Here is a 14,507-nt window from a genome sequence, read left to right on the forward strand (position 1 = left end):
GAGACGCACTCCGCCGCCGGTTCCGATTCGGTCGGCCCGGGCTGCCCCGGGAACAGGAGACAAGTCATGCCGCAACCCTTCGTGCTGCCCGTCACCGCGGGTCGCACCGACCTGCTCGCGCAGGCGCATGCGCGTTCGACCGCGGTCGGCCTGCGCGCGCACGAACGCCCGGATTTCACGCCGCTGTCGCGTATCGCGCTGCGCGAACTGCTCGACACGAATCACACGCTGTTCTCGCACGCGCGCCCGGTGATGGAAGACCTCCACGCGCAGATCGCCGAGACGCAAAGCCTCGTGCTGCTGACCGACGCCGACGGCGTGATCCTGCACAGCATCGGCGACGCCGACTTCATCGAAAAAGCCAACCGCGTCGCGCTGCGAACCGGCGTGTCTTGGGCCGAAGGCGCGCGCGGCACCAATGCGATCGGAACCGCGCTCGCGTCGGGCCAGGCCGTCGTCGTGCACGGTTCCGAACACTTCCTGCGCGCGAACCACATCCTCACCTGCTCGTGCGCGCCGATCGTCGATCCATTCGGCCGCACGCTCGGCACGCTCGACGTCAGTGGCGACCCGCGCGGCTCCAGCCCGCATACGCTCGCGCTGGTGCGGATGTCCGCGCAACTGATCGAGAACCACCTGTTCGCGAACCAGTGCGGCGAAGCGCTGCGGCTGCGCTTTCACGCGCACGAGGATTGCGTCGATTCGCTGTTCGCCGGGCTCGTCGCGTTCGGCCCCGACGGCGGGCTGATCGCCGCGAACCGCAGCGCGCAATTCCAGCTCGGCGCGTCGTTCGACGCACTGCAACATCAGGCCAGCGACGCGTTGTTCGGCATGCGCTTCGCGCAGGTCGCGCAGCAGGCCGCCCGCGCGCCGGGCGCCACGTTCCGCCTGACGCTGTCGACCGGCGTGCGCGTGCTCGCCCGCTGCGAATTCCCGGACGCGCAGAAGACGGCCGTCGCCGTCACGCCGCCCGCGCCGGCCGCGCGCGTACGCGCGCCGGACCCCGACGCGATCACGTTCGCGACGCTCGACACCGGCGACGCACGCATGGCCGCCGTGCTCGAACGCGTCGCGAAGATCCGCGGGCGCGACCTGCCGCTGCTGATCCTCGGCCAGACCGGCACCGGCAAGGAATGGCTCGCCCGCGCGCTGCACCAGGCGTCGCCGCGCGCGGACGGCCCGTTCGTCGCGGTCAACTGCGCGGCGCTGCCCGATTCGCTGATCGAGGCCGAGCTGTTCGGCTATGAAGACGGCGCGTTCACGGGCGCGCGCAAGCGCGGCAGCCCCGGCAAGATCGCGCAGGCCGACGGCGGCACGCTGTTTCTCGACGAGATCGGCGACATGCCGCTCGCGCAGCAGGTGCGGCTGATGCGCGTGCTGCAGGAGCGGGCGGTGATGCCGCTCGGCGGCGCGCGCGCGGTACCGGTCGACGTGCGCGTGGTTTGCGCGACCCATCGCGACCTGCGCGCGATGATCGCGGACGGCACGTTCCGCGAAGATTTGTTCTACCGGATCAACGGCCTCGCGGTCACGCTGCCGGCGCTGGCCGCGCGCACCGACCTGCCGGTCCTGGTCGACCGGATTCTCGCGCGGCTGGCGCGCAGCGAACCGATGCCGCGCCGCATCGCGGCCGACGTGCTCGATGCGTTCAAGCGCCACCGCTGGCCCGGCAACCTGCGGCAGATGACCAACGTGCTGCGCACGGCCGGCATGCTCGCCGAAGACGAAGCCGAAATCGCGCTCGCGCATTTGCCCGACGATTTCTGGCTCGACTGCGACGATGCATCGGCCGCGCCCGCTGCCGCCACGCCGGCCACGCCGACCGTGCCAGGCAGCACGCACGAAGGCACGACGCTGCAAAGCCGCCAGGCCGCGGTGATCGACGCCGTGCTTGCGCGGCACGGCGGCAACGTATCGGCCGCCGCGCGCGAGCTCGGCCTCGCGCGCAATACCGTGTACCGCTACCTGCGGCGGCATTGACGCCCACGGCCGGCGGACGCTGCCCGCCGGCCGGTTCGGGTATGCTTGGCGCGTTGCCGCCGACCGCCGCCCGCTTCAGTCATGACCGATCCAGACCACCCGCCCCTCGTGCGCATCGAGCCGCTCGGCGCGACCTTCGACGCGCCCGATTCGCTGACACTGCTCGAGGCCGCCGCGTTCGCGCGCGTGTCGCTGCCGCGCTCGTGCCGCAACGGCACGTGCCGAAGCTGCCTTTGCCGGATCGTCAGCGGCAGCGTACGCTACACGATCGAATGGCCGGGCCTGAGCCGCGAGGAAAAGGCCGACGGCTATACGCTGCCGTGCGTGGCCGTCGCGACGTCGGACCTCGTGCTCGACGTGCCCGACGCGGCCATGCTCGACTAGACGCGGCGTGCGGCCACGCGCGCCGTCCTGCAACGCCCGATCCTGCGTGGAGAACGCGATGACCCAGTCAACCGATCGCATCGAGAAACAAGTCCAGCTCGCGGCCTCGCCCGACCGCGTGTGGGAAGCCGTCAGCAATTCCGGCGAATTCGGCCAGTGGTTCGGCGTCGCGTTCGACGGGCCGTTCGCGGCCGACCAGCCGCTGTTCGGCCGCATCACGCCGACGCGCGTCGACGACGACGTCGCCAAGGCACAGGAACCCTATGCGGGCACTGTGTTCGAAATCGTCGTCGATCGCATCGAGCCGCAGCAACTGTTCTCGTTTCGCTGGCATCCGTTCGCGATCGACCCGCATTTCGATTACGCGTCCGAGCCGATGACGCTCGTCACGTTCACGCTCGCCGCCCAGGCCGGCGGCACGCTGCTCACGGTCACCGAAACGGGTTTCGACCAGTTGATCGAAGCGCGCCGCGCGAAGGCGCGCGAGATGAACGACCAAGGCTGGGCCGCGCAGATGATGCTGATCACGAAATACCTGGCGAAGCACGCATAGCGCGCCGCTTCGCCGCATGCCGCCGCCGTCCCGCGCACCGGCGTGCGTGGCATAATCCGCTCCATCGTCGCCCATACGCCGCCGCGCATCGCATGCTGAGTCGTCGCCTCCGGAAGATCGGCAGTCTGATCGGGATGCTCGCCATCCTGATGACGGCGCTCGCGCCGACGATCTCGCAGGCGCTCACCACGCAAGGGCGTGTCGACGCGCTGCTGGCCGGCTACTGCACGGCCGCGCCGGCCGCCGGCGGCCACGCGTCCGATCCGTCGACCAGCCTCCACGCGCATCTCCAGGCATGCGGCTATTGCAGCCTGCTTGCCCATACCCCCGCCCTGCCCGCCCCCGAACTGACGTTCGCGGCCCACGTACGCGTGATCCAGCATCGCGCAGCCACCCGCTTCGAAAGCCTGCGCCGCGCGCTGCCGCTCACGGCCGCGCAGCCGCGCGCCCCGCCGTTCACGTCCTGATCCGCTGTCGTTGCACGTGATGCCATCGCGCATCGCGTGGTCCGCGCACGCCGCTCGCGTGCGTGACATGTCACGTTTCGAAGGACGCTCACCCTCATGCATACCGCCACGCTCTTTCGCGGCGCACTCGCCGCGCTCGGCTTCGTCGTCATCCAGGCTGCCCATGCGCACGCCATCCCGAAGAAGCAGGTCCCGGCCGCCGACGCCACGCTGTCGGCCGCGCCGCACGCCGTCACGATCGATTTCAGCGAAGCGCTCGAACCGGCCTTCAGTTCGATCGCCGTCACCGACGGCCATGGTCAATCGGTCACCGACGGGAAATCGGCCGTCGACGCCGGCAACCGGAAACGGATGCACGTCGCCCTGGCCAGCCTGACGGCCGGCGCGTACACGGTCGCGTGGGTCGCGGTGGCAAGCGACGGCCATCGCACGCAAGGCCGCTACACGTTCACGCTGAAGTAACGCGCACGCTGCCCCGGCCCCCCCATCAGGAGAACAAACGATGAAACACCCGATTCCGACCGCCCTGCTCGTTGCCGTGTTCGCGCTGCAAGCGCCCGCCTCGTTCGCCGCGCCGGCCGTGCAGGCCGATGCGTGCTGGATCCGCGCGATGCCGGCGACGGTGCCGTCGTCCGGCTACTTGACGCTGAAGAACGACGGCGACACGCCCGCCACGCTGACAGGCATCGACAGCCCCGCATACGGGATGGCGATGGTGCATGAAACGCAGACGAACGGCAGCACCGCGAAGATGGTTCATGTCGACTCGGTCGTCGTCCCCGCGCACGGCTCGCTGACCTTCAAGCCGAAGAGCTATCACGTGATGCTGGAGGAACCGCGCAAGGCCGTCGCGCCCGGTTCGAAGGTGCCGTTCCGGCTGCATTTCGCGGACGGCTCGACGGTGTCGGTCACCTGCGACGCGAAGGCGCCGACCTACGCCGGCCAGTAACGCACCCGGTATCCCGATCGAAGGAGACGCACATGAAAGACCGCCTGCCGCTGGCCGGCCGGATCGTCCGCTACCGGACGCCGCTGAATCTCGCCGTACTGATCGTCTGCGGGTTGTGGGCCGCGTGGATCGCGTGGATGACGCGGCCCGCCGCGATCGACACGCCGCCGTCGATTCCCGCGTACTGCATGCGCGACACGCACTGACGCGCCGCGCCCGCACGGTTCCGGCGGCGGCCCGCGCCATTATTGGCGTGGCACCATCGCTGCATCCCGTCCGCCGGAACCGTCACCCGGAGCAACGCATGGCCCTTCAGACCTGGATGCTGTTTGCCGCAGCCTATCTCGCCACGACACTGTCGCCCGGGCCGAACGTGCTGCTCGTGATCCGCAACACGGTGCGCTACGGCACGCACGGCACCGCCGCGACGATCGCGGGCAATCTCGTCGCGCAGGGTGTGGTCGTGCTGCTCGTCGCGCTCGGTGTCGGCGCCGTACTGGCCGCGATGCCGCCGCTGTTCGTCGCGATGAAGGTCGTCGGCGCCGCCTACCTGATGGTTCTGGGTGTGCGGCAACTGCGCGGCGACCGCATGGCCGCCGCGTCGGGCGGCGCCGCGCAAAGCGCCATGCCCGACCGCGCGAAGCTGTTTCGCGAAGCGCTGTTCGTATCGGGCAGCAATCCGAAGACGATGGTCTTCCTGTCGGCATTCATGCCGCAGTTCGTCGTGCACGATCGCCCGCTCGCGCTGCAGTTCGTCGTGATGTACGCGACGATCGCCTGCACCGTCGTGATCGTTCACAGCGTCTATTCGGCCGGCGTGCGCCGATTCCATCGCGATTTCGGCATGCGTCGCGCAGCACGTGCGCTCAAGCGCGCCAGCGGGCTGCTGTTCGTCGGGCTCGGGATCAAGCTGCTGACCGCACGGCAGGCGTAAGCGGGCAAGCGCGTCAGCGCATGTGCGCGGCGAGCGCCGCGGCAATCTCGCCGAACGACGGGCGGGCGTCGATATCCTCATTCAGGCAGGCCGCCGCGAGGGCATCGAGGGCATCCGAGCGCGACTCGCATCGCTCGAGCAACTCGCCGAGCAGATAGCCGAACGCGCGCACTTCGAGCCGCTCGAACCTGCCGCCACGCGTGTGGTCGTTCACGTCGTAGAGCGACGCCGCGCCGAAATCGCCCAGCAACGCGCCGCCTGCCCCGTCGTGCAGGATGTTGTGCGCATACAGGTCGCCATGCATGATGCCGCGCGCATGCAGATGGCCCGCAACCGACGCGATGCCGTGCGCGATCCGCACCGCTTCGGCCGGCGCGAAGCGCGCGTCGGCCGCATACACGTCGCGCGTGCAGGAAGCGAAGCTCGGCGGCCCGGCGAGATTCCCGAGCGCGGGATCGACCAATTCCATCACGAGGCCGTGCGTGCCGTCCGGATGCCCGCTCACCTTGCCGATCACCGGGATCAGGTCCGGGTGGCGGCCGGCGTGCAGGCACGCGGCCATTTCGCAATCGGGCAGGCCGTCGCTCGTCACCGCGCCCTTGAACAGCTTGACCGCGACTGCACGCGCCGGATGGCCTTCCACACGCCACTGCGCGCGGTAAATGACGCCCGATGCGCCCTCGCCCAGCTTCCGTTCACACGACAGCGACGCCCAGTCGATCTGCGCGACGTCCGGCCCCGCCGACGCCGCCGCCTCCGGCGCCGCACTGAACGGATTGCCGGCCGTGGCAAGCCACGCGAGACGCGGCAGGCGCAGCAGCCAGTCGGGCAACGCCTCCAGCCGGTTCGCCGACAGGCGCACCAGTTCGAGCGCGCGGCATGCGGCCATTTCGGCCGGCAGCGCGCGCAGCCGATTGCCCGCGAGCATGAGCTTCTGCAGCCGCGAACAGTCGCCGATGTCGGCCGGCAGCGCGTCGATCGCGTTGTCGGTGAGGATCAGCCAGCGCAGCGCGCGCGGCAGTGCGCCGCGCGGCACCGTGCAAATCCGGTTCGCCTTGAAGCCGATCATGTCGAGTTGCCCGCACGCGCCGAGCACGTCGGGGAACGCGGTGAAGCGGTTGCCGGATGCAAACAGGATGCGCAGGCGATGCAGCCGCGGCAGGTCGTCCGGCAACGCGGACAGCGCATTGCCGGTCAGGTCGAGCACTTCGAGCGTGTCGGCCAGATCGAGGATCTCGCGCGGAAATTCGGTCAACCCGCATGCGAGCTTGAGTTGCCGTGCGCCCGACAGTTGTCCGGCCTGCAGTTGTTCGAGGGTGTGGGTCACGGGTGAAAACGGGTTGCGGTTGCGACGGTCGCCAGACCGATCCGACGAATTCTACCGGGATCGCTGCCGTGCAAAATCATGACGTTGTCACGGCCCCTTCACAAACGCGCAATGTGACGTTAGAATTGCGCCCCTTGCAGTGCCGACGTGGTGAAATTGGTAGACACGCTATCTTGAGGGGGTAGTGGCGAAAGCTGTGCGAGTTCGAGTCTCGCCGTCGGCACCAAATGCAGCTTCAACGTTTTCCGCGTATTTTCCGAAACTCGCGACAGCAGATGGCTTCGCGGGTTTTTCGTTTTCGGCTACGCCAGCCGCAGAAAATTCCGCACCACCGCCGACGGCTCGTCGCATCGCGACACGATGGCCAGCCTGGCGCGCAGCCCGTTACCCGCGAACGGCCGGTACACGACCCCGGGCACCTGCACCTGCGTGATCGCCTTCGGCACGACCGATACGCCGAGCCCGGCCGCCACCAGCGTCACCGCGGATGCCATCTGCGGCGCCGGCTGCGCCATGCGCGGCTCGAATCCGGCGGCCTTGCACGCGGCGACGATGTCGTCGAACAACGCGCTGCCGGCCTCCCGCGGCACCTGCACGAACGACTCGTCGGCCAGTTCCGCCAGATCGATACACCGGCGCGGCGCCAGCCGATGCGCGACGGGCAGCGCGACGAACATCGGCTCCTCGTCCCAGTCGGCGGCGCGCAACGTCGCGGCGACGCGCCGCACCGGCCGCACGATCGCCACGTCGAGGCGCCCGGCATCCAGTGCCTCGAGCAGGACACCCGACGTCGCTTCCTGCAACGTCAACTCCGCATCCGGAAACGCCTCCCGAAAGCGGCGAATCAGATCCGACACTTTCGGGTTGAACGCCGCCGTCCCGGTGAAACCGACCCGCAGATGGCCGGTTTCGCCGCGCGCGGCACGCCTGGCCGCGCGTGCCGCGCGCTCGGCATCGTCGAGCACGCGTCGCGCCTCTTCCGCGAAGACCTCGCCTGCCAGCGTCAGCCCGGCGCCACGCGCGGTCCGCTTGAACAGCTCCACGCCGAGTTCGCTTTCGAGCGCCTTGATCTGCTGGCTCAACGGCGGCTGACCGATGCCGAGCAGGTCGGCGGCCTTCGTGAAATTCGACGTGGCCGCGACGGCCAGAAAGTATCGGAGATGCCGGAGTTCCATTCGTGAGCGACCTTGCGGGAAGTCGAGGCGGCCTTTAAGCCAGTGTTAAAACATATCGCTGCGGTTCTTTTCATATATTGGACATATACATGACGATGCGCAAGAATTCGTGCATTCCCGTCGCACATCGAGTGCATCCATGTCCGCCCCCTCGATTTCCCGCTCCATGCCCGGCCTGCAGCAAGCCGCACCCGATGCCCTGCCGGCCGGCGTGTCCCCGCGCTCGGCCGCGTACAAGCGCATCGCGCTCGCGCTCTTTCTCGCCGGCTTTTCCACCTTCTCGCTGCTGTACTGCGTGCAGCCGCTGCTTCCCGCGTTCGCCCGCGAATTCAACCTCGGCGCGGCGTCGAGTTCGCTCTCGCTGTCGCTGTCGACCGGGATGCTCGCGGTGTCGATCCTGTGCGCCGGCGCACTGTCCGAACGCGTCGGACGGCGCGGGCTGATGTTCGCGTCGATGACGCTAGCCGCGCTGTTCAACCTGCTGGCCGCGCTGTCACCGAACTGGAACCTGCTGCTGCTCTGGCGCGCGCTCGAAGGCTTCGCGCTCGGCGGCGTGCCGGCGGTTGCGATGGCCTATCTCGCGGAAGAAATCGCCGCCGACGGGCTCGGCTTCTCGATGGGCCTCTACGTCGGCGGGACCGCGTTCGGCGGCATGATCGGACGAATCGGCATGAGCGCGCTCGAAGAGCACTTCTCGTGGCGCACGGCGATGCTGACGATCGGCGTCATCGACCTGCTTGCGGCGATCGCCTTCGTGATGCTGCTGCCGACGTCGCGCCGCTTCGTGAAGCGCACCGACCTGACGCTGCGTCATCACATCCGGCTGTGGCACGCGCAACTGCGTCACGTGCGTCTGCCGTTCGTGTTCGCGATCGGTTTCCTGGTGATGGGCGGGTTCGTGACGATCTACAACTACGCCGGGTTCCGGCTCATGGCCGCGCCGTTCAACCTGAGCCCGACCGCCTGCGGACTGATCTTCGGCGCCTACCTGTTCGGGATGGTGTCATCGTCGAGTGCCGGCGCGCTCGCCGACCGCCTCGGGCGGGCCCCGGTGCTCGTCAGTGGCATCGTCGTCTTCGCGGCGGGCCTCGCGCTGACGCTGTCGCACTCGCTCGTCGCGATCGTCGTCGGCATCGTGCTCGTCACGATCGGCTTCTTCGTCGCCCACTCGGTCGCGAGCGGCTGGGTCGGCAACCTCGCGGGGGCCGCGAAGGGGCATGCGGCCTCGCTCTATCTGCTGGCCTACTACGTCGGGTCGAGCGTGCTCGGCTCGATCGGCGGGACGTTCTGGCAACACGGCGCGTGGGCGAGCGTCGCCGCGTATGTCGCGGTGCTGCTCGCGCTCGCGCTGCTGGCGGCGCGACGGTTGACGCGCGGCTGAGGTGACGCAGCGCGACCGGCGCGCGCCGGACCGCGCCGCCGTCACGACGCCAGCACATCGCTCCCCTTCGCCGCATGCGCTGCCTCCCGCCGCCGCAGCGTCATCGCGATCAACGCGGCCAGCACCGCCAGCCCGACACCCGTGAGAAACCCGCCCGTATAACCGACCTTCGCGGTCAGCGACAGGATCGTCGACGACGCGATCAGCTCGCCGAGATCACGCGTGCTCTGCACGGCCGTCACGTCGGTACCAGCCTGGTCGCTGCCGCCCGCGAAGCGCATGCCGGCCGTCATGATCGACACCGACGTGATCCCCGTCGCCAGCGAGCCGAGCACCGTGCACAGCCACGCCCACGACGGCGACACCGGTAGCCATCCGCTCGCCTGCGCGAACCACAGCAACGCCGCCGCGCCCGCGCAGCTCACGCCGGCCGTGAACGCACGCCATACCCCGAGCCGCCTCACGAGCCACGCGCCGCCGCCGCAACCGAGCACGACCGTCACGACGCCGCCCGCCATCCCGAGTTTGCCGATCGCGTCGAGCGTCCAGCCCGCGTCGTTGAGAAACAGCTTCGATAGACCGAAGCCCGATACGGCCGTCATCGCCGACAGCAGCGCGAGCGACAGCAGCGACCACGAACGCGGCCGCTTCGCGAAACGCACGAGGCTCGCGCCGTGTGCCGGCCGCGCCCGCGCACGGTCCGCATCGCGCGGCAGCACCCACAGCACGCAGACCAGGCTCGCGAGCGGCACGGCCGCCAGCGCGAGAAACGCGGCCGGCTGGCCGAACAGGCCGATCAGCGTCAGTGTGCCGGCGCCGCCGCCGAAGAAGCCGATCATCACGCCGGCGATCTGGATCGCGTTGATCCTCGCGAGCGTGTCGCCGCTGAAATGCTCGGCGGCCATGCCGTCGTTCGCGATGTCCTGCGTTGCGCTGGCAAGCGACGCGACGGCCAGCAGGCCGACCGCCCAGCCGGCCGTCGCGACCGTCATCCCGATCTGCGCGAGGCAGCCGAGACACACCACCACGAGGGTCTGCATCGGCAGCATCCAGCTGCGCCGCCGCCCGAGGCGTGGCGACCAGCGGTTGTCGACGACGGGCGCCCACAGGAATTTCACGACCCACGGCAACCCGACGAGCGGCAGGAACGCGAGTGCGTGAAGCGGCGCGCCGTCGTGGCGCAGCAGTGTCGGCATCGCATCCATCGCAATGCCGATCGGGATGCCCTGCGACAGGTAAAGCAGCGTGATCGTGATGACCAGGCGGCGATGTTCGAGCAGATCGCGCATCGAAGTCTCCAGTTGCATGAGGTTAAAAAGGTTCGACGCCGGCCGGCACGCGTGCGGCCGGCATCGCATCGCGCCGCGGACGGCGGGCGGCACGCAGCAGCAACACGCCGAATACGACGAGTGCCGCGTCGATCCACCCGTACACGGGTGCGCCCGCGCCCAGCAGCGCGAGTGCGCAATGCGTTGCGCCGGCCAGCCCGTAAGCGGCGCCGGCCGCACGCATCAGCACGCGCAGCCATGCCGCCCGATCGGCCGCCCGGGCCGCGACCGCAATCGCACCGGCCCACACGGCCCAGAACAGCATCGCGAGCGCATGGTCGACGTGCACGCCGTCGGGCAACGCGCGCCCGGCAAACAGCAGGACACCGCCCGCGAGCACGAGCCCGCCGCATGCGCCCACCGCGACGGCGGCCAGCACGTTTGCCGAGCGATCGCGCTGCGCGCGCCGCCGCTCGATCCACAGATGCAAGCCCGTCGCGCACAACACGCACGCAGCAAGCCCCATCAGGAAATGAAGCGCGCGCAGCACACCGCCCGCCGCACCGACCCAGCCGTATTGCGCGAAATGCAGCGGCTGCACCGCGATGAATGCGCGCAGCCAGAAGCCGCGACCGCGCGACGTCGCATCCGCGAGCCATTGCCCGTCCGCCGCGCGATACAGGTGACGCTCGAACACCGCCGTACTCGGCAGCCCCGCGGTCGTGCCGGCAATCTCGACGGTCGCGTTCGCGTCGCCCCAGCGATGCAGCGCGACGGCTTCGCACCGGAAGTCCGGCCTGCGCGCCGCATCGCGCCGCAACAGCGCGTCGAGATCGGGCGCGTGCTGCCACGGGTCGCCGGCCTCGGCGGGCGGCGGCCCGCCGAGCAGTTCGGCGAACGCGCGCTGCGGCTGCCCCGGATACGCAACGCCCGCGAGCGACACCGTGCCGAGCGCGCCGAGCCCCGACAACGCGCCGGTGAACGCGAACAGCACGAGCCACGGCGTCCCCCACAGGCCGATCCACGCATGCAGGTCGAACAGCGCGACGCGCAACCCGTGGCCGCGCCGGACGCGTGCCGCATCGGGCCAGCGGCGGCGATGCACGACCACGCCCGCGACGACGAGCACGAGCAGCACGATGCCCCACAGGCTGACGAAGATGCGGCCGGGGAAACCGGCGAACAGCGTCTTGTGCAGCGTGACGATCAACCTCGCCCTTCCCGCGTCGGGCAGCGGCGCGCCCGTCGCCGGATCGAGCGCCAGCGTGCACGCCTGGCGCGCATCGCAGAACCGGATCGCCGGATCGTCCGGCCGCGGCAGCACGATGCGCACGTCGCGCAACGCAACACCGTGTGCCGCCGCGCGCGCGACGAGCGCATCGAGCGGCAACGCCGGCCGCGCGACCGCCACCGGCGGCGGCCGCCACCAGCCCTGCATCGAATCGAACGCGAGACTCCAGGTGCCGCTGAACAGCACGACGAACAGCACCGTGCCGAACAGCGCGCCGGCGCCGCGATGCAGCGCGCGCCAGCGCGAACGCGACGACGCCTCCATGTCAGCGCCCTCCCCAGAACAGCGCGCACGGCACCAGCACCGCGAGCCACACACCCGCGCGCCACACCGCCTGCCGCGGCCCGGGCGCGACGAGCATCCACAGCAGCGCGGCCACGCTCGCGGCGAACGTCAGCAACACGGCCGCATAGAGCCGGTTCAGGCCGTCGGCCGGGTAATGACGGGCCAGCGTGACCGCGAGCGCCACCGCGCCCGGCAGCACGCCGCCGATCGCGATCGCCGAGCGCGTGCCCCAGCCGGGCGCCATCAGAACTGCCCGCGCACGGTCAGCATCACGTTGCGCGGTTCTCCGTAGCGGTTGTTCCAGCCCGGCTGGCTCAGGCTCAGGTAATACTGGCGGTCGAACAGGTTGTTGACGTTGAGCGCGGCGCTCCAGTGCTTGTCGTAGCGGTAGCCGAGCCGCACGCTCGCGAGCGCGTAGCCGCCCTGGCTCATCGTCACGCCGTTGGCCTGCGCCGAGTAGCTGCTCTGCACCTGCAGGCCGCCGCCGACGCTCCAGCGCCGCTCCTGCCACGGCAGGTCATAGTTGGTCCACAGCCGGAACAGGTGGCGCGGGTTCAGCAGCGGCGCGAACGTGCCCGCGTTCGCGAGGTTGTCCGCGTAGCGCATCGTGTCGTACGTGTAGCTCGCCCACACGCTCCACCACGGCGTGATGCGGCCGTTCGCCTCGAACTCGAAGCCCTGGCTGCGCACGCTGCCGCCGTTCACGTAATAGCAGCTCGGCCCCGCGCACGGATGCGCGATGTCGACCTGCGGGTTGTTGTCGAGGTCGATGCGGAACGCCGCGAGCGACACGTTGAGCTTGCCGCCGGCCAGTTCGCCCTTCACGCCCGTCTCGTAGGTGCGCCCCTTCACCGGCGTCAGGATGCCGCCGCCCCACATCGACTTGGTCTGCGGCTGGAACACTTCCGCGTAGCTCGCGTACCACGACCAGTCGCGCGCGAAATCCCAGATCAGACCGCCGTAAGGCGTGAACTGGTGACCGGTGTTGTAGTGCGCGCCGAGGCTGTCCTGGTTCCACCAGCTCATCCGGCCGCCGAGCACGAGCGTGACGGGTTCCGCGAGCTTGATGCGGCCGAGCCCGTAGACGCCCTTCTGCGAAATGTCGTTCTGCTGCGACTGCTGGTACGGCCCGATGCCGGGCTCGGGCACGCTGCCCGGGTTCCAGCGGTACACGTTCACCGGCGTACCCGACACGTTGCCCAGCAGCGGCGCCGTCATCTGCCCGCTGCTGCTGTTCGCGTAGGTGATGCCGAACAGCAGGTCGTGCGTGAGCCCGAACGCATGCACGGGGCCTTGCACGTTCGCGTCGAGGCTGCGGCTGTAGCTGCTGAACTGGTACGCGCTGCCCGTCAGCCGGCCGCCCGCGCCGGTCGCCGGATCGATCGCGCCGAACGAGCCCGCGTACTTCAGGTCCGAGCGCACGCTCTGGTACTCGCCGCTCACTTTCGCTTTCCAGCCGGCGCCGAGCTTCTGCTCGACCGACGCGAATGCGCGCGTCGTGTCCCAGTTGAAGCGGCCCCATGCGGTGTCGAGGAACGTCGAGCGCGACAGGCCGAGGCTCGACCCGTCGCGCGCCATCGGCACGCCGGACATGTCGGGAATCGACGACGTCGTCTGGTACTGCGCGCCGAACGTGAGCAGCGTGTCGCGCGTCAGGTCGACTTCCGTGACGCTGTAGATCGAACGCGTGTCCTGCTTCGCGTGGTCGTAGAAGAAGTGACGATCCTCGTATGCGGCGACGAGCCGGCTGCGTACGGTGCCGGCCGCGTTGAGCGGTCCGCCGATGTCGGCTTCCGCGCGATAGCGGTCCCAGCTGCCGATGCTCACGGACGCGTTCGCGGAGAACCGGTACTGCGGCCGCTTGCGCACCAGGTTGACCGTCGCGGCCGGATTGCCCGAGCCGTGCAGCAGCCCGTTCGCGCCACGCAGGATTTCCACGCGCTCGTACACCGACATGTCCTGCGGCGCGCTCGCCATGTCGCCGATCACGACCGGCACGCCGTCGAATTCGAACGAGTCGACCTTGAAGCCGCGCACGAAATACGCGGTGGTCAGCAACACGTACGGCTGCACGGTCACACCGGCCGACTGCTGCATCACCTCGTCGAGCGAATACAGGTTCTGCTGCTCGATCCGCTCGCGCGTCGTCACGCTGACCGACTGCGGAATCTCCCGCAATGCGAGCGGCAGCTTGCCGACCGTCGCGACCGACGGATCGTCGGCCACGCCGCGCGACGCGTTCACCGAAATTGCCTTCAGCTCGCTCGCCGCCGGCTGTGCGGCGGCCGCTTCCTTCCGGATCTCCGTGCCGGCCGGCGGCGCCGTCTCGGCGAACGCGGCCGCCGGATGCGCCGCGATCAGCAGGCCGAGATACAGCGACGGCCGCCAGCGCCGCCGCCCCGAACGGGCGACGTGCGCGCCCTTCATCACCGATCTCCCAGGTTCCCGTACCTCGTACCGCATCACGCCCCCGTATTTGATAATCATTCTCATTATCAAATAGAACCGGCAGG

15 protein-coding genes and 1 tRNA gene are annotated in these 14,507 nt (G+C 69.6%); 10 read left to right on the top strand and 6 right to left on the bottom strand.

The genetic code is table 11. The features are described 5' to 3' along the window. Window positions 1-66: 66 nt before the first annotated feature. The 8 genes from AC1VVG_RS16865 to AC1VVG_RS16900 all read left to right on the top strand — a co-directional run bounded on the left by AC1VVG_RS16865 (window position 67) and on the right by AC1VVG_RS16900 (window position 5,267). The gene (locus AC1VVG_RS16865; RefSeq protein WP_482835912.1) at window positions 67-1,980 is read left to right on the top strand and encodes a sigma-54-dependent Fis family transcriptional regulator; all 1,914 of its coding nucleotides are present in this window, start codon (window positions 67-69) and stop codon (window positions 1,978-1,980) included. Between the two features lie 81 nt (window positions 1,981-2,061). Next, window positions 2,062-2,364, top strand: coding sequence for a 2Fe-2S iron-sulfur cluster-binding protein (locus AC1VVG_RS16870; protein ID WP_049031263.1), 303 nt, complete (start codon window positions 2,062-2,064; stop codon window positions 2,362-2,364). A 58-nt stretch (window positions 2,365-2,422) separates the two neighbouring features. Beyond that, on the top strand, window positions 2,423-2,917 hold the full coding sequence (locus AC1VVG_RS16875; protein WP_034186224.1) for an SRPBCC family protein: 495 nt from the start codon (window positions 2,423-2,425) through the stop codon (window positions 2,915-2,917). 92 nt (window positions 2,918-3,009) lie between these two features. Beyond that, the gene (locus tag AC1VVG_RS16880) at window positions 3,010-3,384 is read left to right on the top strand and encodes a DUF2946 domain-containing protein (protein WP_049031262.1); all 375 of its coding nucleotides are present in this window, start codon (window positions 3,010-3,012) and stop codon (window positions 3,382-3,384) included. 96 nt (window positions 3,385-3,480) lie between these two features. Continuing rightward, window positions 3,481-3,846 (top strand): copper homeostasis periplasmic binding protein CopC, encoded by a 366-nt coding sequence (copC, locus tag AC1VVG_RS16885; protein ID WP_034186186.1) that lies wholly within the window; start codon window positions 3,481-3,483, stop codon window positions 3,844-3,846. Window positions 3,847-3,886: 40 nt separating this feature from the next. Further along, on the top strand, window positions 3,887-4,333 hold the full coding sequence (locus tag AC1VVG_RS16890) for a copper chaperone PCu(A)C (RefSeq protein WP_034186185.1): 447 nt from the start codon (window positions 3,887-3,889) through the stop codon (window positions 4,331-4,333). Between the two features lie 32 nt (window positions 4,334-4,365). Continuing rightward, a complete protein-coding gene (locus tag AC1VVG_RS16895) occupies window positions 4,366-4,539 on the top strand; it encodes a hypothetical protein (protein ID WP_167361905.1) in 174 nt (57 codons plus the stop codon). 98 nt (window positions 4,540-4,637) lie between these two features. Then, complete coding sequence (locus tag AC1VVG_RS16900; RefSeq protein ID WP_034186184.1) at window positions 4,638-5,267, top strand: LysE family translocator; 630 nt, start codon at window positions 4,638-4,640, stop codon at window positions 5,265-5,267. Window positions 5,268-5,280: 13 nt separating this feature from the next. Here the strand turns inward: AC1VVG_RS16900 and AC1VVG_RS16905 are convergent, their stop codons facing one another. Further along, window positions 5,281-6,594 (bottom strand): leucine-rich repeat-containing protein kinase family protein, encoded by a 1,314-nt coding sequence (locus tag AC1VVG_RS16905; RefSeq protein WP_482835913.1) that lies wholly within the window; start codon window positions 6,592-6,594, stop codon window positions 5,281-5,283. Between the two features lie 141 nt (window positions 6,595-6,735). Between AC1VVG_RS16905 and AC1VVG_RS16910 the strand changes: the two genes are divergently transcribed. After that, window positions 6,736-6,820: transfer RNA gene (locus AC1VVG_RS16910), tRNA-Leu, on the top strand. A gap of 76 nt (window positions 6,821-6,896) precedes the next feature. Here AC1VVG_RS16910 and AC1VVG_RS16915 read toward each other — a convergent pair. After that, on the bottom strand, window positions 6,897-7,769 hold the full coding sequence (locus tag AC1VVG_RS16915) for a LysR family transcriptional regulator (protein WP_482835914.1): 873 nt from the start codon (window positions 7,767-7,769) through the stop codon (window positions 6,897-6,899). Between the two features lie 139 nt (window positions 7,770-7,908). Between AC1VVG_RS16915 and AC1VVG_RS16920 the strand changes: the two genes are divergently transcribed. Next, entirely contained in the window at window positions 7,909-9,150 is a 1,242-nt protein-coding gene (locus AC1VVG_RS16920; RefSeq protein WP_482835915.1) for an MFS transporter, read from the top strand. A 41-nt stretch (window positions 9,151-9,191) separates the two neighbouring features. On the opposite strand, the gene AC1VVG_RS16925 is transcribed toward AC1VVG_RS16920, so the two are convergent. From AC1VVG_RS16925 to AC1VVG_RS16940, 4 genes are read right to left on the bottom strand one after another with little or no spacing between them, the layout of a single operon-like run. Beyond that, a complete protein-coding gene (locus AC1VVG_RS16925; RefSeq protein WP_124607648.1) occupies window positions 9,192-10,439 on the bottom strand; it encodes a RhtX/FptX family siderophore transporter in 1,248 nt (415 codons plus the stop codon). 22 nt (window positions 10,440-10,461) lie between these two features. Further along, window positions 10,462-11,973: a PepSY-associated TM helix domain-containing protein gene (locus AC1VVG_RS16930; protein ID WP_482835916.1), complete on the bottom strand. Its 1,512-nt coding sequence runs from the start codon at window positions 11,971-11,973 to the stop codon at window positions 10,462-10,464. 1 nt (window position 11,974) lies between these two features. Next, window positions 11,975-12,238 carry a hypothetical protein gene (locus tag AC1VVG_RS16935; protein ID WP_124607646.1) on the bottom strand — a complete coding sequence of 88 codons (264 nt, stop codon included), beginning with the start codon at window positions 12,236-12,238 and terminating at the stop codon, window positions 11,975-11,977. Next, window positions 12,238-14,358, bottom strand: a complete 2,121-nt coding sequence (locus tag AC1VVG_RS16940; protein ID WP_277399666.1) for a TonB-dependent siderophore receptor — start codon at window positions 14,356-14,358, stop codon at window positions 12,238-12,240. The genes AC1VVG_RS16935 and AC1VVG_RS16940 overlap by 1 nt, the downstream gene beginning before the upstream one ends. Window positions 14,359-14,507 lie beyond the last annotated feature (149 nt).

The sequence above is a fragment of the Burkholderia sp. L-4 genome, assembly GCF_056856535.1.

Excerpts from the sequence above, each read along its gene's own strand:
- AC1VVG_RS16865 (WP_482835912.1), top strand. The coding sequence starts at position 67 with ATGCCGCAACCCTTCGTGCTGCCCGTCACCGCGGGTCGCACCGACCTG.
- AC1VVG_RS16870 (WP_049031263.1), top strand. The coding sequence starts at position 2,062 with ATGACCGATCCAGACCACCCGCCCCTCGTGCGCATCGAGCCGCTCGGC.
- AC1VVG_RS16875 (WP_034186224.1), top strand. The coding sequence starts at position 2,423 with ATGACCCAGTCAACCGATCGCATCGAGAAACAAGTCCAGCTCGCGGCC.
- AC1VVG_RS16880 (WP_049031262.1), top strand. The coding sequence starts at position 3,010 with ATGCTGAGTCGTCGCCTCCGGAAGATCGGCAGTCTGATCGGGATGCTC.
- copC (WP_034186186.1), top strand. The coding sequence starts at position 3,481 with ATGCATACCGCCACGCTCTTTCGCGGCGCACTCGCCGCGCTCGGCTTC.
- AC1VVG_RS16890 (WP_034186185.1), top strand. The coding sequence starts at position 3,887 with ATGAAACACCCGATTCCGACCGCCCTGCTCGTTGCCGTGTTCGCGCTG.
- AC1VVG_RS16895 (WP_167361905.1), top strand. The coding sequence starts at position 4,366 with ATGAAAGACCGCCTGCCGCTGGCCGGCCGGATCGTCCGCTACCGGACG.
- AC1VVG_RS16900 (WP_034186184.1), top strand. The coding sequence starts at position 4,638 with ATGGCCCTTCAGACCTGGATGCTGTTTGCCGCAGCCTATCTCGCCACG.
- AC1VVG_RS16915 (WP_482835914.1), bottom strand. The coding sequence starts at position 7,769 with ATGGAACTCCGGCATCTCCGATACTTTCTGGCCGTCGCGGCCACGTCG.
- AC1VVG_RS16920 (WP_482835915.1), top strand. The coding sequence starts at position 7,909 with ATGTCCGCCCCCTCGATTTCCCGCTCCATGCCCGGCCTGCAGCAAGCC.
- AC1VVG_RS16925 (WP_124607648.1), bottom strand. The coding sequence starts at position 10,439 with ATGCGCGATCTGCTCGAACATCGCCGCCTGGTCATCACGATCACGCTG.
- AC1VVG_RS16930 (WP_482835916.1), bottom strand. The coding sequence starts at position 11,973 with ATGGAGGCGTCGTCGCGTTCGCGCTGGCGCGCGCTGCATCGCGGCGCC.
- AC1VVG_RS16935 (WP_124607646.1), bottom strand. The coding sequence starts at position 12,238 with ATGGCGCCCGGCTGGGGCACGCGCTCGGCGATCGCGATCGGCGGCGTG.